This is a genomic window from Citrobacter sp. Colony219, from assembly GCF_019382635.1.
In the GTDB taxonomy this organism is placed as follows: domain Bacteria; phylum Pseudomonadota; class Gammaproteobacteria; order Enterobacterales; family Enterobacteriaceae; genus Citrobacter; species Citrobacter youngae.
The window spans coordinates 1,623,713-1,647,902 of record NZ_CP080033.1 but is presented as its reverse complement, the minus strand read 5'-3'; the positions used below and the strand labels follow the sequence as shown (position 1 = coordinate 1,647,902).

Genomic DNA, 24,190 nt, shown 5'->3' with positions numbered 1-24,190 from the left:
GCGAGTCTATTTATTGGATATCGTTGAGCAAGTCACGCATGACTGGCCCAATCTTCTCGAAAGCCATTGGCGTAATGATATCAACGTGCGCGCAGTCCTGGCGATAAATATCCAGACTGGAAATCCACGGCGACCAACTGCGTTCCGGGCTGACTCCTGGCGGTAACATGCGTTCAGCAACAAACAGCGTCGCGTGTCCCGCAAAAGGTACGCTATGTGCCGTACTCAGCAGTCGAACCGCATCGGCGTAGTTACCTTCAATGGCGCTAAACAATGCGTCGGATGCATTGCCCTGCTGAGCAGTCAGAAACGCCTCCCGCTCACGATCAATTTCCGCCAACACTTCCGGGTCGAGTCCATTGGCCTCTTTTTCCGACCAATTTTGCGTTTCCGGCGGCCAGGTATCCAGCAGGCCGAGAAACGCGACCGTTTCTCCACGCGAGTGTAATCGGGCAGCAATGCCCTGCGCCAGCGTACCGCCCAACGAGTACCCAATCAGATAATAAGGTCCATGAGGTTGCTGACGAAGTAACGTTGCCAGGTGCTGTTCGCACACCGCATCCAGGTTTTCTGCTGTCTGCATCGGGCCATCCGGTCGCGGTGACTGGATACCCATAATCGACCACTGTGGAGGAAGATAGCGTGACAACACGCTAAACTGCCAGGCGAAACCCGATGCCGGATGGAAGCAGAACAACACAGGACCATCGCTTTCACGCAGCGGCAGCAGCGTTTCAAATCCCAGCCGTTGCGACTGCTCGTCATCATTGCTATCCAGCAATGCGCTGAGCTGTTCGACGGTCGAGGCCACCATAATCTGCCCAGGCGTTACCTGGCGCGCAAAAATGCGGCTCAACTGCGCGGCCAGCTTCATCGCCAGCAGCGAATGCCCGCCAAGCGCAAAGAAATCCGCTTCAACATCATTGACCTCGCAGCCCAGCAAGGCCGTGAACGCCTGAGCAATAGTGGTTTCAGTCCCTGCTCGCGGCGCCCGCCCTTCCTGACGTGACGTCAGTTGTGGCATTGGTAACGCTTTACGATCCAGCTTGCCGTTGGCGCTGAGCGGGAGCTCCGCCAGTTGCAGCAGCACTGTCGGTACCATATGTGCAGGCAGGGTTGCGCGCAGACTCTCGCGCAATGCCGAAATATCCAGCGGTAAACCCGATTGTGACACCAGATAGCCCACTAACTGGCGCGCATCGCCGCCTGTCGCTACCGCCTGATTGAATACGCAGGCATGGGCAACAGCATGCTCCACATCTGGTAGTTGCTGCATCACCCGATCAATCTCGCCCAGTTCAATACGCTGCCCACGAATTTTTAGCTGGTCATCACTGCGCCCAAGATATTCCACCGCACCATTTTCCAGCCAGCGCGCCACGTCTCCGGTACGATACATACGTTCGCCTGGGCTAAAGGGATCGGCAACAAAACGGCTCGCCGTCAGATCCGGACGCCCCAGATAACCTTGCGCCAGTTGGATCCCCGTCAGGTACAGGTCACCGGCGACACCAATGGGCACTGGACGCATCATGGCATCGAGGATCCGCAAACCGGTGTTCCAGACCGGATAGCCGATGGGTACGCTGTTGCCGGTTACGGCAGCGAGCTCCTCACCCCAGGCTGGATACCAGCTTACATCTACCGCCGCCTCGGTTGGCCCATACAAATTGTGCAGCGGCGCGTGGGTCAGTTGCTCCCATTCGCGGCACAATTCTGCCGGCAGCGCTTCACCGCTACAAAACACCTGTTTCAACGTGGAGCAGCTTTCCCGCGCCGTTTCTGGCGTCAGTGAGCTCACAAATGCCGCCAGCATCGACGGTACAAAGTGCGTTGTCGTCACCCCAAACGTCGCGAAGAACTGTTGCATCGCCAGCGGGTCACGATGTGCCTCTGGTTCAGCCATCACCAGTTTTGCGCCGGCAATGAAAGGCCAGAAAAATTCCCAGACCGAAACATCAAAACTGCATGGCGTTTTTTGCGCCACCACATCGTCGGCCGTCAGCGGATAGTGATTCTGCATCCATAGCAGACGGTTAACGATTGCGGTTTGCCCCACCATCACTCCTTTTGGTCTGCCCGTCGATCCGGAGGTGAAGATGATATAGGCCGTATGATTTGGTCGTGATAAAGCGAATGGTGTGTCATCTTGCTCTGGCAGCGGAGCGGTGTAGCACAGGCTTTCCAGCCCAGGGATACCGCTAAAACGAATCCGTTGTTCATCAGTGGTGATAAGCAACGTAGGTTTGGCGTCTTCCAGCATCATCCGCAGACGATCGTCCGGATATCCGGTATCCAGCGGTAACCAGGCTGCCCCCGCTTCGACAATGCCGTGCAGCGCCAGCGTCAGGAAAACGGAGCGCGGTAAGGCAACCGCCACGCTGTCCCCCGGGCGCACACCGCGTTCGCGCAGTAGTTTTGCCAGTGCCACCACCTGCTGACGCATTTCGCGATAGCTAAACTGATAGCGGGCATCGGCCAGCGCCGGGGCATCCGGTGTTTTATCGGCCTGTTGCGCCACCAGCGCGCTCAGCGTAGTGGACGGGATCTCCACGCTCGTGTCGTTAATCTTCGCCAGCCGCTTATGTTCTGTCGGCAACAACATTTCGGCGTCGCCGCAGCATAGCGACGGATTGTCGGCAAACTGCTCGATAAGCGCGATTAAACGCGAGGCATGCTGCGCCAACGTAGCGGCGTCATATCGCTGCTTATTCGCCAGAATTTCAATGCTCAGCCCACCGTTTTCATCCGGGAACAGCGCCAGCTCCAGATCGTTCACCGGTCCTGTCGCCAGCGTATGGGTGTGCGCCTGTACGCCGGGAATATTCAGCTGATAATCGAATATTTTCACGTTCAGTACCGGGCCAAACAGTGGCTCAGCCCCGGCCGCACGCCCGCTGTCACGGACAATTTGTTCGGCATCATAGCGCTGATGTCGGCGCATTTTCTTCATCTGCCCGGCCAGCCGTTGCGCAAGCGCAGGGAGACTTTCTGCTGCATCAAGTCTCACGCCAAAGGGCAGGACATTTAACACCGGTCCGGTAGCGGTAAGCGCAGCTGATCCCATACGGCGCATAAAGATAAACCCGGCAGCATAGTCCATTCGGCTGCATAAACGACCGAGCCACAATGCAACCAGCGCCAGCGCCAGATCCGCACGCTGAACATCTGGCATACGTGACGCAAGCTGGCGGAATGAACCTTCAGGTGCAGTTAACTTCATGCGAATAATATCCGCGCTGGCTGAGCGACCTGGCAGCGGTTTGTTCGACAATGAAGCCGGCGGCGGCAGTTGTTGGCGTTGCTCAGCCCAGAATGCGCTATCACGTTGCCAGGCATCGCTTTGACGATACTGCTGATACTCTTCCACGACCTCGGCAAACGGCGTAAATGGCGAGGCTGGCGTGGATTCACCGCGCAGCCACGCTGTGTAAATTGCAGCAATCTGGCGGGTAATAGCCGGGAAACTAAAGCCATCAACCAGTAAGTGATGATAGCGCTGATACCAGTACCAGCGTTTATCTCCCACCTGAATGAGCAGATGGAAGACCAGCGGCTTGCCACCGTCAGCGCGCAGATCCTGTTGCAGATCCGCCCGCATCAACGCACGTGCCGCCTCGTGCGGACTGGATTCATTGCGTAAATCGAGAATGTCAGGTTCAGCAAAGGTGAGCGTAGGATCAACCCATTGCCAGATTTCACCGTTATCCTCAGTGAACTGCATCCGCAGGGTATCCGCATGCTCCAGACCGGCCACGACTGCCTTTGCCAGCAGTGGTGCATTCAGTTCACCGGTTAATTCGACATAGTGTGCAACGCTCCACGCCGAGGGCAATGTGGAGAGCTTTTCTGCCATCCAGATCCCCGGCTGGGCCGCAACTAAAGGTAAGCGCTGAGTCATTGCGCCTCCTGTACATCGACATAGTTCGCTGGCGTCAGCGTGGTCCAGTTCGCATCCAGCCATTGCTGGCAGACTTCCTGCGACTGCGGTTCGCACACAACCGTCCAGCCAGCAGGAAGTGAGCACTGCTGAGGCCAAAGGCTGAATTGACGTTGTGGGTTTTGCAGAATGTAAAACTGTCCCTGCGGGTTATCGAAGGGGTTACTGAATTCCATACTCAACTCCTGTCGTGGAACATCGTCCGGTTAAAGCGTGTCGGTGAGCGGTTGCCAGAGCGTCATCAGCCCTTGCATTAAGCCGCCGCGCCAGCAAAGCGCATCATGACCACCCTCAACCTGACGCCAGAAAATAGACTGTGGTGCAGAGGGAAATTGGGCGAATAGCGCCTGATTAGCACGAAAAATAATCGGCTCGCGGGTCCCGGCTTCCAGCACAATACGTAGACCCTGAACGCTTACCGTTCCGGCCTTCAGTTGTTCAATAATCACGCCATCCTGATGACCACCGCGATGCGGCCACCAATAAGATCCGGACTGACTGAGTACGCAGCCAAACCGTTCCGGCCAGTTCAGGCCAGCATACAGCGAAGCCAAACCGCCAAAACTTTGCCCGGCAACCACCGTACGCTGCGGGTCATCGGTGAATGGCGTCGTGGTTTTGACCAGCGGCAATAATTCCTGCTGAACTGCCAGCCAAAAATCAGCGTTACACGGCAACTCATGGCTGCGATGCGGCGTATCAATGGCATCAATCAGGAGATATACCGCGGGAGGAAGCTGGCCACGATGAGTGAGTGAGGTCAGCGCCGGCCAGACAGGCAGACTGTGTGCCCAAAATTGTCCGTCCAGCAGAATAGCCAGGGGACGTTCTTGCGGGTTGGCTTCACCGGTGGTGAAAACCCACACCCGGCGCGTATTACCCAACCGATCGCTGTGCCATTGCAGGCATACTGCGGGCGAGTCGGGATTTTCAGGGCGATCCCATCCTGGCTGTACGGGAGCATCTGGCATCTCCAGCGCGGACACCGCGTGACCACGACCGCCCTGCCAGCTCTGTGGATTAAGAGGATCGGCAATGGCCTGCGGCAGCAGTTGTCGCCAGCCTTCGCGTAGCACAGTGCGATCGGGTGTTTCACCCGGTGCCAGTGAGGCAAAAATATCGTTTCGATCGGAGGGGATAAAACAGTAACTGCCGCGCCAGTTAGCGCTCAGGGAAATGCTCCAGCACCAAACATTTGTTCCATCAATGCGTTGCATCGACTGAGGTACGGCATTTTGATGATGATCGGTAACGCCGGTAATGTAGACCCACACGCGGCGAATGGCTGACTCTTTTTCCGTTCCCTGCGGGTCACGCCACCAGAACGTTACCCGATAATTTCCGTTGTCTTCACGCTCCCACTCCGGGCCTTTTTTCGACTGCCACCACGCCTCGCTTCCCATCATTAACGTCGTCACCGCCATAACCCCATGTTTATTGTGAAATTTTATATCTGAGCGTGAAATATATTGATAATATTATTGATAACTATTTGCATTTGCAATAGCGTATTGACGCGCTGTGGGAAGCGCGCACAGTTTTTCACCACTTATAAACCGACCTGGCGCTGCGTACTTTTTCTGGAACGGAGGGGTTTACGCAGATGCGGGCGACATCAGGCCTGGTGCCCAAAACGGCACACGGGTACTCGTGGCTAAAAGAAAGCAGGACATACAATGAACAACAAGATTCATTCACTGGCCTTATTGGTCAATTTAGGGATTTACGGGGTAGCCCTGCCCGCGATGGCAGAAGATAAAACCGATAGCGCCGCCGTCTCTCATGAAGACACCATCGTCGTCACCGCCGCTCAGCAGAACCTGCAGGCTCCAGGCGTTTCGACCATCACCGCAGATGAAATCCGTAAGAACCCTCCGGCTCGCGACGTGTCGGAAATCATCCGTACCATGCCAGGCGTTAACCTGACCGGTAACTCAACCAGCGGTCAACGTGGCAACAACCGTCAGATAGACATTCGCGGCATGGGCCCGGAAAACACCCTGATTCTGATCGACGGCAAGCCGGTCACCAGCCGCAACTCTGTGCGTCAGGGCTGGCGCGGCGAGCGTGATACCCGTGGTGATACCGCCTGGGTGCCGCCGGAAATGATCGAGCGTATTGAAGTGCTGCGCGGCCCAGCCGCGGCACGCTACGGTAACGGTGCTGCGGGTGGCGTGGTGAATATCATCACCAAAAAAGGCAGCAGTGAATGGCACGGCTCCTGGGATACCTATTTCAATGCCCCGGAACACAAAGACGAAGGTTCGACCAAACGCACCAACTTTAGCCTGAACGGCCCAATGGGCGGAGATTTCAGCTTCCGTCTGTACGGTAATCTCGATAAAACCCAGGCCGACGCATGGGACATCAACCAGGGTCATCAGTCAGAACGTACCGGCACATATTCAAATACCTTACCCGCCGGTCGTGAAGGGGTGATCAACAAAGACATCAACGGTATTGTGCGTTGGGATTTTGCCCCACTTCAGTCACTTGAACTGGAAGCGGGTTATAGCCGCCAGGGCAACCTGTACGCGGGCGACACGCAAAATACCAACACTAACCAGTTGGTGAAAGATAACTACGGTAAAGAAACTAACCGTCTGTACCGTCAGAACTACTCGCTGACCTGGAACGGCGGCTGGGATAATGGTGTCACCACCAGCAACTGGGTGCAGTACGAACATACGCGGAACTCTCGCACACCGGAAGGTCTGGCCGGTGGAACAGAGGGGATCTTCGACCCGACTGCTTCACAAAAATATGTCGATGCCGACCTGAATGACGTCATGCTGCACAGTGAGATCAGCATTCCGTTGGATCTACTGGTCAATCAAAACCTGACGCTGGGTACTGAATGGAACCAGCAGCGCATGAAGGACATGTTGTCTAACTCGCAGACCTTTATGGGCGGTAATATTCCAGGCTACAGCAGCACCGATCGCAGCCCATATTCGAAAGCCGAGATCTTCTCTTTGTTTGCCGAAAACAACATGGAGCTGACCGACAGCACCATGCTGACACCGGGTCTGCGTTTCGACCACCACAGCATTGTGGGCGACAACTGGAGCCCGTCGTTGAACCTGTCTCAAGGTTTGGGCGACGACTTTACGCTGAAAATGGGTATCGCGCGCGCCTATAAAGCACCAAGCCTGTACCAACTCAACCCGAATTACATTCTGTACAGTAAAGGCCAGGGCTGCTATGCCACCGGTTCTGCCAGCGGTATTGGCTGCTACATGATGGGTAACGATGACCTGAAAGCTGAAACCAGCATCAACAAAGAGATTGGTCTCGAGTTCAAACGTGATGGTTGGCTGGCTGGCGTCACCTGGTTCCGCAACGATTACCGAAACAAGATTGAAGCGGGTACGGTACCGTTTGACAGAACCTCTATCAGCAAGAAAAACGCAACAACGGGCAAGACTACAACAACCTACACCGATATCTATCAGTGGGAAAACATTCCTAAAGCGGTGGTAGAAGGCCTGGAAGGAACGTTGAACGTGCCGGTTAGCGAAACCGTTACCTGGACCAACAACATCACCTACATGCTGCAAAGCAAGAATAAAGAGACTGGCGAACGTCTGTCGATTATTCCTGAGTACACGCTGAACTCAACATTGAGCTGGCAGGCGCGTGAAGATCTGTCACTGCAATCCACCTTTACCTGGTACGGCAAACAGCAGCCGAAGAAATACGATTACCAGGGTAAACCGGTAACCGGCAGCTCGGCACAAGAAGTGAGTCCTTACAGCATCGTCGGCCTGAGCGCGACCTGGGACGTGACCAAAAACGTCAGCCTGACCGGCGGCGTGGATAACGTCTTTGACAAACGTCTGTGGCGTGAAGGCAATGCCCAGACCACTGGCGATATCGTTACCGGTAATTATATGGCGGGCGCTGGCGCGTACACCTATAACGAACCGGGTCGTACGTGGTTCATGAGCGTGAATACACACTTCTGATAGCGTTGTTCCCTCTCCTCCCGGTGGGGAGAGGGAAACGATACAAAATCATGCGTACAACACACACATCGTTGCCTTTCGCAGACTATTCGCTGCAGATCATCGAATTTGATCCCAACAGCTTTCACGAGCACGATCTGCTCTGGCTCCCTCACCATGCCCAGCTAACCGCTGGCGCACGTAAACGTAAAGCAGAGCACCTGGCAGGGCGTATCGCCGCAATACATGCTTTACGTGAATACGGTATCAAAACGGTGCCCGGCATCGGCGAGCAGCGACAACCGCTGTGGCCACATGGCCTCTTTGGCAGTATCAGTCATAGCGCGACAACGGCACTGGCTGTCGTCTCACGCCACCCCGTCGGACTGGATATTGAGGCTATTTTTTCGCCGCAGGTCGCAGCTGAGCTGGCTGACAGCATTATAGACAACACTGAGAGAAAGGTTTTGCTTCATGCGTCACTCCCCTTTCCACTTGCCTTAACCCTGGCCTTCAGCGCCAAAGAGAGTCTGTATAAGGCATTCTCCACCCAGGCAAGCGGGTTACCTGGTTTCGCCAGCGCAAAAATTACCGCCCTCACGACTCAGCATATAACCCTGCAAATTATGCCATCATTTTCGGCAAACCTCGGCAATCAGGACGTCAACGTGCGTTGGTTTCAGCGTGGTAACAACATCATTACGCTGTGCCCGGCCTCGCCATCAGGATCGTGATCCTTTTCTCCTTTTAAGAAATTAGCTGCGCAAATCGTAGACAGTTCGATTATCTCGATTTATCGTTAACTTGAATAATAAATCATATTTGAATAAATATTCAAAGTGGAGAAAAAGATGAACAAGACCCTGGTTAAATCCGTATTACTGGCCTCGATCCTGACCGCCTCGGGTTCGCTGTATGCTGCTGACAACGGATTGATTGCGATTATTACCCCTTCCCACGACAACCCGTTCTTTAAAGCCGAGGCCGACGGCGCGGTTGCCAAAGCAAAAGCGCTGGGATACACGACGCTGGTTGCCTCTCATGATGATGACGTCAATAAACAAAACCAGCTGATTGAAACCGCCATTGCCCGTAAAGCGAAAGCAATCATTCTCGATAATGCGGGTGCGGATGCCACCGTGGGTCCGCTGGAAAAAGCCAAAGCAGCAGGCGTGCCTGCCTTTCTGATCGATCGCGAAATCAATAAAACCGGCATCGCCGTCGCACAAATCGTGTCGAATAATTATCAAGGCGCACAGCTCGGTGCGGAGACGTTCGCCAAACTGCTGGACGGAAAAGGGAAGTACGTTGAACTATTGGGGCGTCAGTCCGACACCAACGCTCATGTACGCTCGCAGGGATATCACGATGTACTCGACGATTACCCGGACATGAAAATGGTGGCCCAACAAACAGCAAACTGGAGCCAAACCGAAGCCTTTACCCGCATGGAATCCATTCTGCAAACCAACCCGGATATCGTAGGGGTGATCTCAGGGAATGACACTATGGCGCTGGGTGCCGAGGCCGCACTGAAGGCTGCCGGGAAAAATAATGTCATCGTGGTCGGTTTTGATGGTAGCGACTACACCCGCGATTCAATCATCAATAAAAGCAATATCAAAGCGACCGTGCTGCAACCCGGCTGGCAACAGGCACAAATGGCGGTTGAGCAGGCAGATTATTACCTGAAAAACGGCAAAGCCCAGAAAGAGGAAAAACAGCTTATGGATTGCGTGCTGATTGATGAAACCAATGCCAGCAAGCTGAACTCGTTTAATTTGAGCCACTAAACGGAGGCACTATGTCGTTAACACAATGGGGTGCCGCACTGGTTGGGTGCGCCGCCCTGTTGCTGACGGCCTGCACGGTAGTTGACCTCGACGAAAACGGCAAACCCATCATCCCGGCCGATCCACAGGCCAAAGCCAGTTTCGACAACCAAACTCCCGATCAGATCGCGCAACAAACCTGGCAATCCCGTGTTCTGGAGGCGGCGCAGCAACATGCTCTGGATGCTTCAGCGCTGACCACTCGCCTGAAGGCCCCCTCACCCGCTCCCGAAAGCGTGTTTGTACGCCTGACCAGCACGATTGATAGCATCGACACCACCAATGGGCGTGAACGCACCATCGTGGTGAAGGTCAATGACATGCCCGTCACAGTCCAGATTGGTCCGGTAATGCGCGGCAATGCTATTCGTGATGCCAGCGGTTTCAAGTTCGAAGATTTTACTAATCAGGTTCAGTTTGCCCAACTTTCACGGGCCTATAACCGCGAAGCGGCAAAACACTTATCCGCTGTAGACACGAGTTGGCAAGGGAAGACTGCGACAGTGCTGTTCGCCGTGACGTTGAATGCTGGAAAAGCGGAAAACGCGGCAGCGCTGACGCTTGAACAGGAGACTCATTAATGCGCAATACCTCAGCTGATGACATCATCCTGCGCACCCATGCTATTTCCATGTTGTTTCCTGGCACGATTGCGCTGGACAGCGTGGATTATCAGGTCTGGCGCGGCAAAGTGAACGTGATTATTGGTGAAAACGGCGCGGGAAAATCCACACTGATGAAGATCCTCGCGGGTGTTCAGCAGCCCAGCAGCGGCGAGATGTCGCTTAATGGAAATCCCGTGCGCTTCGCCAATACCCGGGACGCAGCGGCACACGGAATTGGCATGGTGCATCAGGAACTAAACCTGTTTGAGAACCTCACCGTCGCGGAAAATATTTTCCTCGGTCGGGAAATTCAAACGGGCATGGCTCCCATTGATGAGGCCGAACAGGAAAAACGTACCGCCGAACTGTTAACCCGACTCGATCAGCCAATATCACCACGCGATCTGGTTGGCAATCTCAAAGTGGGACAGCAACAACTGGTCGAAATCGCGAAGGCCCTGGCTGAAGATGCGGATATCCTGATCCTTGACGAACCCACCTCAGCGCTCAGTAAAACTGAAGTCGAGATCCTGTTCCGTGTCATTCGTGAACTGACCCGCCAGGGGGTGTCAATTATCTACATTTCCCATCGTCTCGAAGAATTGATGTCGATTGGCGATGTGATCACCATTTTACGCGATGGTAAATTTCAGGCCGAAGCCAGGGTGAGCGAGATCGATGTGCCATGGATTGTGCGCGAGATGTTGGGCAGCGATCCGGTGAGCAACTTTCTCGAACCTGGCCGCACGTTTGGCGCCCCGGTTCTGGAAGCGGAACATATTACCTGCGTCAATACTGCGGGCAACGCGGTCGTCAATGATGTCACCTTTAACGTTCACGCGGGTGAAATTGTCGGTATCTATGGGCTGATGGGAGCCGGACGAACTGAATTGTTCGAGTGCTTGTTAGGGACTGAGCGCAACTATCTCGGCAAACTGTGGCTCGACAGCAAACCGGTCCCGCAACGCTTAACGACCGCCGATCGCATCCGTATGGGGATGAGTCTGGTGCCAGAGGACCGCAAACGCACGGGGATTTTCCCTATTTCATCCGTTGCCACCAATCTGACCATTGCCAGCCTGTGGCGCCGTTTGCAGCGCGGCTTTGCCATTGCCCGTAAAGATGAAGAGGCGGTAGTCGCCAGCACAATTGGTAATCTGTCGATAAAAGTCTCCTCACCCGATGTGGAAATTCAGGCGCTGAGCGGCGGTAATCAGCAAAAAGTGGTGATTGGTCGCTCTCTGCTCACCAATCCCAAAATTCTATTTCTTGACGAACCGACACGTGGCATCGACGTCGGGGCAAAAGCCGATGTGTTCCGCATGATGGTCCAACTTTCACAGCAGGGGATTGCTGTGGTCTTCTCCACCTCGGATTTAAAAGAAATTATGGCGGTTTCTGACCGCATTCTGGTGATGTCCGGCGGCAAGCTAACGGCCGATATCGCCCGCGATCGTGCCGAAGAGTCGGCGCTGGTAACCGCAAGTGCTCAGGGGTTCTGACATGAAAACACTACAATCTGCTGTCGTCGCGCCTCGCTCCACAGTCGCTTTCTCACGGGAAAATATCCTGCTGTTGATCCTAAAATTACGCACCTTTATTGCACTGTTTTTGATAGTCGGCTTTTTTGCTTTTACCGTACCGGGATTCCTTTCTGGCGGCAGTATGGTCATTATGATCAAGCACATTGCCATTAACGCATTTCTGGCACTGGGGATCACGTTTGTCATTATTACCGCCGGGATTGATCTCTCGATTGGCGCGACGCTGGGGCTGTGCGGCATGATTGCCGGATGGCTTATCACCAAAGGTATTGTATTACCGATGTTCGGCATAGCAATTTTTCCCAGTGTCTGGGTAATTGTACCTGTCGTTCTGTTGATTGGTGGACTGATTGGCGCGACGAATGGCTGGATCATCACCCGGTATAACGTTGCGCCGTTTATTTGTACGCTTGGCACCATGTACGTTTTGCGCGGTGCGGCAATGCTGACCTCCGATGGGCAAACCTTCCCAGGGCTTTCCGGTAATCCTCAGCTCGGTAATACCGGTTTTGATGAGATTGGTGCTGGAACGTTGTTTGGCATTCCGTGGGCCATCTGGATGATGATAGCGCTGGCCCTGGTCATTGCTTACGTCGCCCGTCGCCTGCCTTTTGGTCGCCACGTGTACGCCATCGGCGATAACGAACGCGCTGCTGAGCTGTCAGGAGTAAAAGTAAAACAGGTGAAAATCTGGGTCTATACCCTGTCAGGACTGTGTGCCGCCATTGCCGGTATTGTGGTCTCAGCGCAACTTTCCGCCAGCCATCCGGCGAACGGTACGGCATTTGAGATGAACGCCATTGCCGCCGTTGTACTTGGTGGTACGTCGCTGGCGGGTGGGCGGGGCACGATTTTAGGGACATTAATTGGTGCCTTCGTCATCGGTTTTTTGGCCGATGGTCTGGTCATGATGGGGGTCAGCGAATTCTGGCAGATGGTGATTAAGGGCATCGTGATTATTGTCGCAGTCATCATCGACCAGATGCAAAATCGCATGCAGCAAAAAGCCGCCGTGGTCGCGCAAAAAGCAGCGATGGAAACGCAGTAGCCCTCAAGGTGCTGTGCTTATCAGGCCTACGTCGCGTATGACAGTAGGCCTGATAAACTACGCTTAACAAAACGCTGATGACTATAACCAGCCCCTGGGGCTGGTTATAACTGAACTCGCCGCGACATCACCCTTTTACCAGACTACGCGCTGTCGGGTAGTCTGTGATCAGTACGTCAATATAATTTCCCTGCAGTGCGCCGCGAATCGCATTCTGTTTTTCCACTCCGCCCGCCAGCGCAATCACATGGTTGCAGTCGCGGATCTGCGAAAGCTCCATGCCGATGACCGGATCTTCCTCATGGTTAAGTACCGGATTTCCCGCTGCATCGTAATAATGCAGACAAATATCCCCGACCGCGCCGCGTTCGGCCAGCAGCCGCAACATTTCTTCGTTGTAGTAGTTGCCTGAGTTTTTCAGCAGTTGAGAAGGCTCGAGTTCACCAATGCCGACAATGGCCACATCCACTTCGGCAAACTTTTCAACCACAGCAGCAACGTCCGGGCTGTTAACCAACCGCGTACGTTCCTCCACCGAATGTTCAATGCTTTGTGAAGGCAGTAGCCAGGCCGGACAGCCAAGGTGCGCCGCCAACTGCTGGGTAAGAATCGTGGCCTGCACGTTGCCGTTCGGCCCTACGCCCCCCAGCAACTGAATGACGCCCGCTGCACGGATATTTTGCGGGTGCATCTCATCAACCATGCAACGAATGGTGCTACTCCAGGAGGAAATCCCAACCAGGTCCTCGGCACGCAGGCGGGTTTCAACATAGTGTGCCGCCGCGCTACCAATAGCATGTTTGATTTGCGTACTGCTGGGGTTATCTCCAACATCAACGACAATCGCCTGGCGAATACCAAACTGCTCTTCAATGGCTTTTTCCAGCTCCACAAAGATATTGGTCGGCTGTACGACGGTGATTTTCACCAGCCCTTCTTTCTGGCAACGCGTCAACGCACGGGAGACAAAGGACTGCGACAAGTGCAGCAGCGTAGCGATCTCAGACTGTTTTTTATTTTCGGCATAGTAGAGTGTGGCTATCTTAACCAGCAACCGCTGTTCATCCTGCTTTGACATGGCATTCCCCCTGGTAAACTACCTGTTATTTTTATTCATACCTGAATAGATAACAAGCCATCTGCACCTTTCCTGTTAACTCGTTAGTGTGATCCTTTTCTCTTTTCTCCAAAATTTGGTGGCACAAGCCGTAGACAAACTGCCAGACAAGGCATATCTTCAATAATGAATAATAAATCAGTAGTGAATATTTATTCTAACCAATAACGACAGACTGTTTTATCTGCAGATTACGCAGTGAATAGAGAGACAGTTGCACTACTGCACCCGTACGGAATATTTATTCAACCAAGATTAAACATTCAAGAGGTGTCTTATGAATCCGTTTTTGCTCTCAATACCAGAGCTAGAAAAGAAAGCACGTGCCGTGCGTCGCCGCATAATCGTGTTGAATGCTGAAAGTCCGGCTGGCGGGCACACTGGCGCTGACCTGTCGCAGGTTGAACTGCTGACAGCACTCTATTTTCGCATCCTGAACTGCTCTGTGGCGCTTAAAGAGAGCGACGAGCGCGATATCTACATCCAGTCGAAAGGTCATGCCGTGGGGGGGTACTACTGTGTACTGGCAGAAGCGGGGTTTATTCCGGTGGACTGGCTGGCGACCTACCAACACGCCGATTCGCATCTACCAGGCCATCCGGTAAAACATAAAACACCAGGAATCGAACTGAACACAGGGGCTCTTGGCCACGGCCTACCGGTTGCAGTAGGGATTGCGTTGGCAGCTAAACGTAGCAATAGCAAGCGCCGGGTATTTGTCGTCACCGGTGACGGTGAACTGGCCGAAGGCAGTAACTGGGAAGCGGCCCTGGTCGCCGCCCACTATAAACTCGATAACCTCATTATTATCAACGATAAAAATAACCTCCAACTCGCCGGAGCAACCAAAGAGATCATGAACACCGATCCGCTGGATGAAAAATGGCGTGCCTTCGGCATGCAGGTTACAGAGTGCCGTGGGAACGATATGAATGATGTGGTGCGCACGCTGGAAGGATTAACACCCGAAGGCAAACCGCACGTTGTCATTGCACACACCACCAAAGGGGCCGGGATCTCCTTTATTCAGGGCCGCCCGGAATGGCATCACCGTGTGCCAAAAGGAGAAGAAATTGAACTGGCGCTGGAGGAACTGAAAGATGCGTAATAGCGAACACCTCGCCACCGTGATGGTGAACACGTTAATTGCCGCAGTCAAACGCGGGATGGATGTTGTGCCCGTCGTGGCCGACTCAACATCAACAGCTAAAATCGCCCCATTTATGCAGGAATTTCCCGGCCGTCTGGTCAACGTAGGTATTGCCGAACAGACGCTGGTCGGCGCCGCTGCTGGTCTGGCGTTGGGCGGTAAAATCGCCGTCACCTGTAACGCCGCGCCCTTCCTGATTTCACGGGCTAATGAGCAAATTAAAGTCGACATTTGCTACAACAATACCAACGTGAAGTTGATTGGTCTGAACGCGGGGGCCAGCTACGGCCCGCTCGCCAGTACGCACCACAGCATTGATGACATTTCCGTGCTGCGAGGCTTTGGCAATATTGAGATTTACGCCCCATCCTGTCCAGTGGAATGCCGACAAATTATCGACTATGCCTTAAGCCACGTTGGTCCGGTTTATATTCGCCTTGATGGCAAAGCCTTGCCCGAATTGCACGACGAAAACTACCGCTTCGCCCCGGGGAATATCGATATTCTGCGGGAAGGAAAAGATGTTGCGCTGGTCGCGATGGGCTCAACCGTGCATGAAATTGTCGAGGCTGCCACACAGCTGGAACAGGCTGGTATTGATGCCAGCGTAATCAGTGTACCGTCAATTCGCCCCTGCAATACCCAACAGTTGCTGGCGGCATTAGCCCACTGCAAGGCTGTGGTCAGCGTAGAAGAACATAACGTGAATGGTGGCGTGGGTAGTCTGGTGGCTGAAGTGCTGGCAGAAGCAGGCAGTGCGATTCCACTGCGTAGATTAGGCATTGGCGATGGCCAATATGCCATCGCCGCCGATCGTGCGGCAACACGCGCGCGCCACGAAATTGACGCAGCGGGCGTCGTGAAAAACGCCACCGCGCTGTTACAGGCAACACGATAAAACAATAATAACAGAACACTTACTGGAGAAAGCTATGTCCCGAATTCCTCAACAACTGACCATGGCTGTCATCATTGGCAATCGGGGATTTTTCCCGAGCTATCTGGTTGCTGAAGCCCGCGAACAGGCCAGCGCACTCTTTGACCGGCTGGGCATTAAAACCATTATGCTCGACGATACGCAGACCGAGCTCGGTGGGGTTGAAACCCGTCAGGATGCGAAAATTTGTGCTGAATTATTCCGCACACACCGCGATGACATTCACGGTGTGGTGGTACTGTTGCCTAACTTTGGCGACGAAAAAGCGATAGCGGAAACGCTGCGTCTTTCTGGTTTAAATGTGCCGGTGCTGGTACAGGCGCAGGAGGACAATCTTGATAAAATGGGACTGGCCACCCGCCGTGACAGCTTCTGCGGCAAGATATCCCTGTGCAATAACCTGCGCCAGTACGGTATACCGTTTACGCTGACCACTCAGCATGTCTGCGATCTGTCAGGCGAAGTGTTTGAACAGGATCTGAAACGCTTCGAACAAATCTGCCGGGTTGTTACCAGCATGCGCGGTGTACGCGTCGGCGCAATCGGTGCACGTCCGGCCGGGTTTAATACCGTCCGCTACAGCGAAAAATTACTCGAAAGGCTGGGGATCGCCGTGGAAACACTGGACCTGTCTGAAGTCTTTACCCGCATCAAACGACTGCACGACGACGATATTCGCGTGGATGAGAAGCGACGTCTGTTGCTGGATAACGCCGACGCCAGCACCATTCCAACTGACAAACTGGTCACAATGGCAAAACTGTTTGTCGTTATCAGCGAATGGGTTGTTGCCAACGATATTGATACGACAGCCATCCAGTGCTGGACCTCGCTGCAGGAAAATTTGGGTATCAATGTTTGTTCGATCATGAGCGTAATGTCCGGGCAGTTAATGCCCAGCGCCTGCGAAGTGGACGTGATGGGTGCATTGTCAATGTACGCGCTCGCCAGCAGTAATTTAAGCCCTGCATCGATTGCTGACTGGAATAATAATTTCGGCGACGATCGTGACAAATGTGTCCTGTTTCACTGCGGTAACTTCGCATCAGCCAGTCTGGATAACCCGAAGATGGGCACGGCAGATATCATCGGCACCACGGTGGGAAAAGAGAACACCTGTGGTGCGGTACATGGACGCATGAAAAGCGGTGCGCTGACCTACTTCCGCCTGAGTACCGACGATTTAACCGGTGAAATCAAAGCCTACGTCGGGGAAGGGCAATCGGTTGACGATCCACTGGATACGGTTGGCTGTCGCGCGGTAATTCAGGTGCCTCATCTGGAGGATCTACTGTCCTGGATCTGTCGCAACGGCTTTGAGCATCACGTGGCCATGAACCATTCTGCCAGTGCCGAGGTGCTGCATGAAGCTTTCACCCGCTATCTCGGGGTGGACACCTTTTTCCATCGCTAATGCTCAGGGAATCAGAGGGGCTGGAGAAAACAATGTCAGCACAAAAAGACATTATTGTTGCGCTCGATGAAGGCACCACCAATGCCAAAGCCGTCGCGCTGGATAGCCAGGGAAATGTGGTCGCGAAATTCTCCCAGGCGTTGGCGATCCACACGCCCCGCGAAGGCTGGGTTGAACAGTCGGGCGATGCGCTGCTGGAAGCATCGCTGGCTGTGGTGGCACAAGCCATTGCTGCCGTTGGCGCACATCGCGTCGCCGCGCTGGCGATCAGCAATCAACGTGAAACGGCGATCGGCTGGTATCGTACCAGCGGACGCCCCATCGGCCCTGCCATCACCTGGCAGTGTTCGCGGACGGCCGATTTTTGTCGTGCATTACGTGAACAGGGCCGCGAGGCACACATAAAATCCGCCACCGGATTACCCGTCGCCCCGCTCTTTTCTGCCTCTAAAATGCGCTGGCTACTGGAGTCTGTTCCCAACGGTATGGCGCTCGCACAGCAAGCCGAAATATGTCTCGGAACCATCGATAGCTGGTTATTGTGGAACCTGACACACGGCCAGTCATTTCGTTGCGACATCTCGAACGCTTCGCGTACGCAATTGCTCAATCTGAACAGTGGCCAATGGGATAGCGAGATGCTGGCGCTGTTTGGTATCCCACGACAGGCACTGCCTGAAATTTGCCCTTCCAGCTACCCTTTTGGCGTCACACAAGGCCTGGCGACGATACCTGATGGCATCCCTATTCTGGCGATGATCGGCGACTCTCATGCCGCGCTGTTTGCTCATGGACTGGGGACCGAAGGCTGTGTCAAAGCCACCTATGGCACCGGATCTTCCGTTATGGCTCCTGTATTCACGACACAGTCTGCGGTGAACGCGTTGGCAACGACCATCGCCTGGCATGATGGTGATTCCCTGGTCTACGGTCTGGAGGGCAATATTCCGCATACCGGGGACGCCGTCGCATGGATGGCCGATAGCACAGGTCTTAGCGAATTACCGGACGCGCAATTGCTGCACGAGCTCAATACACTGCCTGCCACGGTTGACTCGACACTGGGCGTCTATTTTGTTCCGGCACTGACCGGACTGGGCGCCCCCTGGTGGGATGAAGATGCCAGAGGATTGATTCACGGTCTTAGCCGCGGAGTAAAGCGCGCACATCTGGTACGTGCAGCACTGGAGTCCATTACCTATCAGATTGCCGATGTTGTATCCGCGATGCGCCAGCACAAAGGCTTTCAACTCAGTGCGTTAATGGTTGACGGTGGACCAACAAAAAATGACTGGCTGATGCAGTATCAGGCTGATTTGCTGGGCTGTCCGGTCATGCGCAGCGATATCCCTGAACTTTCCGCGATAGGTGCAGGACTGCTGGCACGCAAGAACCTGCTGGGTATAGCAACCAGCCAGTTACACGACTACCTGCCCGATCACGTGTCGTTCCAGCCCGATATGGTACGCCATGGAAGACTGCAAAAACGCTGGCATGAATGGCAAAGCGCCGTCGAACGTACCCGCTGGCAAACCCGTTAGTGAATCAGCACCCATAATAAATGCGCCCATGCCATGACTGTACTGACTGCGGGCGCATCGTTAATTTTTCTGAAGCGTACTATTGCTGCCGACATGCCGCCAGTGACTGGCGCTGCAGCCCTTTTTCATCAAAGTTATCCGCTGCCAGCCAACGCTGCAAAACAGCGTCACACTGTGACCACTCATCGTCAATCATTGATAGCCAGTCGCTGTCGCGATTACGGCCCTTGCGCACCATCTTTTGGCGAAAGCGCCCTTCATGGATAAACCCTAAACGCTCCGCCGCACGTCGGGATGCGATGTTCAGGGAATCACATTTCCACTCCACGCGGCGATAGCCCAGCGCAAACGCCTGGCGCAGCAACAGCCAGACGGTTTCAGTACCCAGCACCGTATTCTTCATTCGTGGCGACCAGGTCACATGGCCTATCTCGACCGAGCCATTTACAAGGTCGATCGCCATAAATGAGACTAACCCCACGGCGCGCCCGGATTGTAAATCAATCACCGCATAGGGAACCAAAGTGGCATCCGTTGATTTACCCGTGACCCAGCGCACGGCCTCCTCTACGCTCGCCGGACGCGTGCTGGCAAGCCAGGTCCAGTCACGTTCGTCAGGTGCCTGCGCGTAGGCGTCAAACAAATCGGCGGCATGGCGGTCAGCATTCAGGGGCTCCAGACGGCAATATTGTCCGATAAGCACACTCCGTGGCAGCGCAGTTGCGCCATTCCAGTCCGGTAGGGCATCACCCACCGTCTGCCCATACAGATTTATCTCTGGCACTGTTCACCCCCTGCTATGCAAGCAAAAACCACGTTATAGCACCCGCCATTTCACCTTCAAAGCGCTGGCCAGGGATTTTTCACGCAGCACAGAAAATCGCCGCCCTTCTATACTGATTAGAGATCAACGCTCAGGAGAACACGATGTCACTACCCGATTTTCATGTCTCAGACCCCTTTACGTTAGGTATTGAACTGGAAATGCAGGTAATCAATCCTCCGGGCTACGATCTGAGTCAGGACGCGTCCAGGTTGATTGACGCCGTGAAGTCAGAACTCACTGTCGGCGAGGTGAAGCACGATATCACCGAAAGTATGCTGGAAATGGCGACCGGGGTGTGTTGCGATGTTGACCAGGCGGCCGCGCAGTTTTCCACCATACAACACCTTGTTTTGCGCGCAGCCCAAACGCTTCACCTCGAAATCTGCGGTGGTGGTACGCACCCATTTCAGACATGGCAGCGTCAGGAAGTGTGTGATGACGAACGCTATCGGCGGAACCTGGAGAACTTCGGCTACCTTATTCAGCAGGCAACGGTTTTCGGTCAGCATGTTCATATCGGTTGTGCCAACGGTGACGATGCGATTTACCTGCTGCACGGCCTGTCGCGATTTGTCCCCCACTTTATTGCGCTCTCTGCGGCCTCCCCCTATATGCAGGCTGCCGATACACGCTTTGCCTGCGCACGGCTGAACATTTTCTCCGGATTTCCCGATAATGGCCCGATGCCGTGGGTAAGCAACTGGCAGGAATTTACCAGGCTCTTTCGCCGACTGGCGTATACCAGCATGATTGATAGCATTAAAGATTTGCACTGGGACATCCGCCCCAGTCCGCATTTTGGCACGGTAGAGGTACGGGTGATGGATACCCCGCTGACCCTTGAGCATGCTCTCAACATAGCCGGTCTAATTCAGGCTACCGCCCACTGGCTACTCACCGAACGGCCATTCAGGCATCAGGAAAATGATTATCTGTTGTACAAGTTCAACCGTTTTCAGGCCTGTCGTTTTGGTATGGAAGGAATACTCACCGACGTGAATACCGGGGATCGCCACTGCCTGGCGGATGACACGCTACGCTTACTGAACACTGTCGCTGCGTCGGCGGAAAAAGTGGGGGCAGCGAGTGCCGTTCACACCTTACATCAGCAGGTGAAAAAGGGTCACAATGAGGTACGGCACATGCGTGATTTTGTGGCAAACGGTGGCTCGCTGAGTGGACTGGTGAAAAAACACTGTGAGATCTGGGCGGGGCATTAAGCGCGACGTTTGCGTTAACCAACGAGATCCCGGACAATGGCTTTTTAACTCAAGTTTAACAATGCCATGAAACACCCGCTTGAATCACTGATGACCGCCGCCGGGATACTGCTGTTGGCTCTGCTTTCCTGCCTGCTGCTGCCCGCCCCTTCGCTTGGCCTGGTGTTGGCGCAAAAGTTAGTCACAACCTTTCATTTAATGGATCTTAATCAGTTTTATACTTTGTTGTTTTGTCTGTGGTTCTTGCTTCTCGGGGTGATTGAATATTTTGTACTGCGCTTCATCTGGCGGCGTTGGTTCTCGCTGGCAGAATAGACCCGCGAGAACCCGTATACCGTTAATGTGTGCGGCTGTGATTTTCTTTACGATACGCCCCAGGCGGCTGGCTAAACGTACGGGTAAAAATACGCGTGAAAGTCTGCTGCGAATCGAAGCCATACTTCAGACAGATATCGTAAACTTTTTGGTCGGTATCGCGCAGATCGCGTGCCGCTAATAATAGCTTACGTTCACGGATATAACGCCCGAGGCTCTCGCCTTTGTACTGCAGAAAAAGGCGTTGCAGATGCCATTTTGAATACCCCGCATGGCGCGCAATATCATCAATGCGCAAGGGTTGGTTCAAATTATCATCAATCCATTCAACAATCGTATCAATTACCTGAGCAGAAATCGTCATCATGCTCTCCCCTCTGTTCATTGCGTTGCCTGCTGCCACCAGGCCGTAAACTGTTGGTCCGGTTCGGACAGTGCTACCGGCTCACCCAGCATCGGCGTCAGCAATCGGTAATGTTGGCGGCGACTGGCAAGTGCCAGTCTTTTGTAGGGATCATCCCAGGTGTGTTTTGCCAGAACGAAGCGACCCGCATGTCCGGGTAATACCGCTTTCGCGTGGAGGTCGGCCGCGGCCTGGGCGGTTTCTTCCGGCATCATATGAATGAACTTCCAGTCCTGGTCATACTGACCATTTTCCATGATTGCCAAATCGACCTTGCCAAACTGCTCGCCAATCGCTTTAAAATGCGGCCCGTAGCCGGAGTCACCGCTGTAGTAAACGTTCTGTTCCGGCGTTTCAAACATGAAACTGGCCCACAGCGTTTGGTTACGTTTAATCCCCCGGCCAGAAAAATGGCGGGCCGGCAGGACATGGACGATCAGCGAGTCCGTCACTTTGACGGATTGATTCCAGTCACGTTCCTCAATAATCTCGCTGTTCATTCCCCAGTAACGCAGGTGCGATCCCATGCCAAGTGGCGTAATCACGCGCTTAATCTTCGGCATCAGGGCCTTGATGGTGGCGAGATCCAGATGGTCATAATGATCATGCGAGATAATAAGAAGATCGATCTCCGGCATCGTCTGCGCGGTCCACGGATACTCACCAGCAAAAGCTTTATTCAGGAATGAAAACGGTGCGGCATAATTGCTCAACACCGGATCAATAAGAATACGCTGGCCCGCCAACTGTAAATACCACGAGGAATGTCCCAGCCAGACAAGGGTATCCTGCTCTGGCGATAAACTGGCGAGATCGGTCGCAACCAGTGGTAACGGCTGCGCGGGTCGCGCGTTTTCTCGCTTCGCGATCAGAAAATCCCACCAGGCCGCCAGCATACCTTTGTTGCCGGTATAGCCCGGGGTCGGGACCTGATTATGAAACTGTCCATCACGATAGTGTGGCGACTGTTCAACCTGACTCAGTTGTGCTCCTTGCGGCGCCTGACCAAATCCGGCATTGAGGACAAACGGTAAACTTGCTGCTGCGGCAATGAGCATAATAACAACCACACAAACTGTGAGACGCTTCATATCCTGACCTTAAACGCGCACCCTTTCCGCTGGGTTGCGCGACTGACTCTTGATTATGAGTGAGTAAGCACTCATTATAGAAATCGAAAGTTTGTCGTCAAGATGATTTTCAATCTTTGACATTCGCCGTTGCGGTGCTGCAAAGGCCGTGATTCAATCCTATTTTTTTACAGACTTAGGGGTAAAGTGTAGTGGCTCGTCCGAAGAGTGAAGACAAAAAACAGGCATTACTGGAAGCTGCAACCGCAGCATTTGCACAATCAGGCATTGCGGCCTCTACCGCCGTAATTGCCCGCAATGCAGGTGTCGCAGAAGGAACATTGTTTCGCTATTTCGCAACAAAAGATGATCTGATCAACGAGCTTTACCTCCATTTAAAGCAAGACCTCTGCCAGTCAATGATGGCAAATCTGGATCGCTCAGTGACCGATGCCAAAACCATGACTCACTACATCTGGAACAGCTACATCAGTTGGGGTCTGGACCATACTTGTGGACATCGCACTATCCGCCAACTGGCCGTCAGCGAAAAGATCAGCAAAGAAACCGAACAGCAGGCTGATGATATGTTCCCGGAACTGCGCGATTTATGTCATCGTTCCGTTCGCCCTGAATTTATGTCTGACGAATATCGTGCCTTCGGTGATGGGCTTTTTCTTTCACTGGCAGAAACAACCATGGAATTTGCCGCCCGCGATCCTGCCCGCGCGAATGAATATATTTCGATGGGGTTTGAGGCCATGTGGCGCGCGCTGACCCGCGAGGAAAAATAATGGACGGCCAAACGCTGCATGCTTGTGCTAAACGTATTGCGCTCGAACTGCCTTTTACTGAGCAATGCTGGCCGTTCGGCCCGGAATACGATGTCTTCAAAGTCGGCGGTAAGATTTTTATGATTGTCTCAGAGCAGCGCGGTCGTCCGTTGGTTAATTTGAAATCAGACCCACAAAAATCACTGCTGAATCAGCAGATTTACCGCAGTATCGAACCGGGCTATCACATGAATAAAAAGCACTGGATATCCGTCTACCCCGGCGATGATATTAGCGAGTCATTACTGACTGACCTGGTGAACGACTCATGGCATCGGGTGGTAGACGGCCTGCCTAAGCGGGATCAAAAACGCCTGCGGCCTGGCTGATTTATCGTTAGCGTCGATAAGTGTTTTTGCATTTTTCGGTCTTATCATTTTCCCGCTAACCCTGTACCCTGCTGAAACAAAACGTACCCGCAGGGTATAAAAAACCACCAGGAGTAGTT

21 protein-coding genes are annotated in these 24,190 nt (G+C 53.7%); 14 read left to right on the top strand and 7 right to left on the bottom strand.

Annotated elements, in window-relative coordinates:
- Positions 1-10 precede the first annotated feature (10 nt).
- Genes entF through fes form a run of 3 tightly spaced genes read right to left on the bottom strand, consistent with a single transcriptional unit; the run spans position 11 to position 5,364 of the window.
- Positions 11-3,901, bottom strand: a complete 3,891-nt coding sequence (entF, locus tag JTI85_RS07065) for an enterobactin non-ribosomal peptide synthetase EntF (protein ID WP_219352335.1) — start codon at positions 3,899-3,901, stop codon at positions 11-13.
- Entirely contained in the window at positions 3,898-4,116 is a 219-nt protein-coding gene (locus JTI85_RS07060; protein ID WP_061067489.1) for an MbtH family protein, read from the bottom strand. The genes entF and JTI85_RS07060 overlap by 4 nt, the downstream gene beginning before the upstream one ends.
- A 30-nt stretch (positions 4,117-4,146) precedes the next feature.
- A complete protein-coding gene (gene fes / locus JTI85_RS07055) occupies positions 4,147-5,364 on the bottom strand; it encodes an enterochelin esterase (RefSeq protein ID WP_199945044.1) in 1,218 nt (405 codons plus the stop codon).
- A 252-nt stretch (positions 5,365-5,616) separates the two neighbouring features.
- Between fes and JTI85_RS07050 the strand changes: the two genes are divergently transcribed.
- The 6 genes from JTI85_RS07050 to JTI85_RS07025 all read left to right on the top strand — a co-directional run bounded on the left by JTI85_RS07050 (position 5,617) and on the right by JTI85_RS07025 (position 12,916).
- Entirely contained in the window at positions 5,617-7,908 is a 2,292-nt protein-coding gene (locus JTI85_RS07050) for a TonB-dependent siderophore receptor (RefSeq protein ID WP_061067488.1), read from the top strand.
- Positions 7,909-7,958: 50 nt separating this feature from the next.
- Entirely contained in the window at positions 7,959-8,621 is a 663-nt protein-coding gene (gene entD / locus JTI85_RS07045; protein ID WP_061067487.1) for an enterobactin synthase subunit EntD, read from the top strand.
- A gap of 117 nt (positions 8,622-8,738) precedes the next feature.
- Entirely contained in the window at positions 8,739-9,680 is a 942-nt protein-coding gene (locus tag JTI85_RS07040) for a D-ribose ABC transporter substrate-binding protein (RefSeq protein ID WP_048212337.1), read from the top strand.
- An 11-nt stretch (positions 9,681-9,691) separates the two neighbouring features.
- Complete coding sequence (locus JTI85_RS07035; RefSeq protein ID WP_048212338.1) at positions 9,692-10,300, top strand: DUF2291 family protein; 609 nt, start codon at positions 9,692-9,694, stop codon at positions 10,298-10,300.
- Entirely contained in the window at positions 10,300-11,826 is a 1,527-nt protein-coding gene (locus tag JTI85_RS07030) for a sugar ABC transporter ATP-binding protein (RefSeq protein ID WP_170971279.1), read from the top strand. Before JTI85_RS07035 ends, JTI85_RS07030 begins: the two co-directional genes overlap by 1 nt.
- A gap of 1 nt (position 11,827) precedes the next feature.
- Positions 11,828-12,916 (top strand): ABC transporter permease, encoded by a 1,089-nt coding sequence (locus tag JTI85_RS07025; protein ID WP_048212339.1) that lies wholly within the window; start codon positions 11,828-11,830, stop codon positions 12,914-12,916.
- A 127-nt stretch (positions 12,917-13,043) separates the two neighbouring features.
- On the opposite strand, the gene JTI85_RS07020 is transcribed toward JTI85_RS07025, so the two are convergent.
- Positions 13,044-13,994: a sugar-binding transcriptional regulator gene (locus JTI85_RS07020; RefSeq protein WP_048212340.1), complete on the bottom strand. Its 951-nt coding sequence runs from the start codon at positions 13,992-13,994 to the stop codon at positions 13,044-13,046.
- 316 nt (positions 13,995-14,310) lie between these two features.
- On the opposite strand from JTI85_RS07020, the gene JTI85_RS07015 reads away from it, so the two are divergent.
- The 4 genes from JTI85_RS07015 to JTI85_RS07000 are packed head-to-tail and all read left to right on the top strand — an operon-like array spanning position 14,311 to position 19,075.
- Complete coding sequence (locus JTI85_RS07015) at positions 14,311-15,141, top strand: transketolase (RefSeq protein WP_061067485.1); 831 nt, start codon at positions 14,311-14,313, stop codon at positions 15,139-15,141.
- Positions 15,134-16,081, top strand: coding sequence for a transketolase family protein (locus tag JTI85_RS07010; protein WP_048212342.1), 948 nt, complete (start codon positions 15,134-15,136; stop codon positions 16,079-16,081). The genes JTI85_RS07015 and JTI85_RS07010 overlap by 8 nt, the downstream gene beginning before the upstream one ends.
- Before the next feature lie 34 nt (positions 16,082-16,115).
- On the top strand, positions 16,116-17,534 hold the full coding sequence (locus JTI85_RS07005; RefSeq protein WP_121584345.1) for an L-fucose/L-arabinose isomerase family protein: 1,419 nt from the start codon (positions 16,116-16,118) through the stop codon (positions 17,532-17,534).
- A 32-nt stretch (positions 17,535-17,566) separates the two neighbouring features.
- Positions 17,567-19,075: an FGGY family carbohydrate kinase gene (locus JTI85_RS07000; RefSeq protein WP_219352333.1), complete on the top strand. Its 1,509-nt coding sequence runs from the start codon at positions 17,567-17,569 to the stop codon at positions 19,073-19,075.
- Between the two features lie 79 nt (positions 19,076-19,154).
- Here JTI85_RS07000 and JTI85_RS06995 read toward each other — a convergent pair whose 3' ends face one another.
- Positions 19,155-19,859 (bottom strand): GNAT family N-acetyltransferase, encoded by a 705-nt coding sequence (locus tag JTI85_RS06995; RefSeq protein ID WP_115600793.1) that lies wholly within the window; start codon positions 19,857-19,859, stop codon positions 19,155-19,157.
- A 143-nt stretch (positions 19,860-20,002) separates the two neighbouring features.
- Here JTI85_RS06995 and JTI85_RS06990 point away from each other — a divergent pair, with 143 nt between their 5' ends.
- Together JTI85_RS06990 and JTI85_RS06985 are read left to right on the top strand one after the other, a co-directional pair.
- Complete coding sequence (locus JTI85_RS06990) at positions 20,003-21,121, top strand: YbdK family carboxylate-amine ligase (RefSeq protein WP_219352331.1); 1,119 nt, start codon at positions 20,003-20,005, stop codon at positions 21,119-21,121.
- A gap of 66 nt (positions 21,122-21,187) precedes the next feature.
- Entirely contained in the window at positions 21,188-21,436 is a 249-nt protein-coding gene (locus JTI85_RS06985) for a DUF1158 family protein (RefSeq protein ID WP_005122002.1), read from the top strand.
- A 22-nt stretch (positions 21,437-21,458) separates the two neighbouring features.
- Here JTI85_RS06985 and JTI85_RS06980 read toward each other — a convergent pair whose 3' ends face one another.
- Both JTI85_RS06980 and JTI85_RS06975 read right to left on the bottom strand, forming a co-directional pair.
- Positions 21,459-21,800 carry a RamA family antibiotic efflux transcriptional regulator gene (locus tag JTI85_RS06980; RefSeq protein ID WP_005122005.1) on the bottom strand — a complete coding sequence of 114 codons (342 nt, stop codon included), beginning with the start codon at positions 21,798-21,800 and terminating at the stop codon, positions 21,459-21,461.
- A 17-nt stretch (positions 21,801-21,817) separates the two neighbouring features.
- Positions 21,818-22,930 carry an MBL fold metallo-hydrolase gene (locus JTI85_RS06975; RefSeq protein WP_219352329.1) on the bottom strand — a complete coding sequence of 371 codons (1,113 nt, stop codon included), beginning with the start codon at positions 22,928-22,930 and terminating at the stop codon, positions 21,818-21,820.
- A 191-nt stretch (positions 22,931-23,121) separates the two neighbouring features.
- On the opposite strand from JTI85_RS06975, the gene JTI85_RS06970 reads away from it, so the two are divergent.
- A complete protein-coding gene (locus JTI85_RS06970; protein ID WP_048212348.1) occupies positions 23,122-23,703 on the top strand; it encodes a TetR/AcrR family transcriptional regulator in 582 nt (193 codons plus the stop codon).
- Complete coding sequence (locus JTI85_RS06965; RefSeq protein ID WP_048212349.1) at positions 23,703-24,071, top strand: MmcQ/YjbR family DNA-binding protein; 369 nt, start codon at positions 23,703-23,705, stop codon at positions 24,069-24,071. The genes JTI85_RS06970 and JTI85_RS06965 overlap by 1 nt, the downstream gene beginning before the upstream one ends.
- The last annotated feature ends 119 nt before the right edge of the window (positions 24,072-24,190 follow it).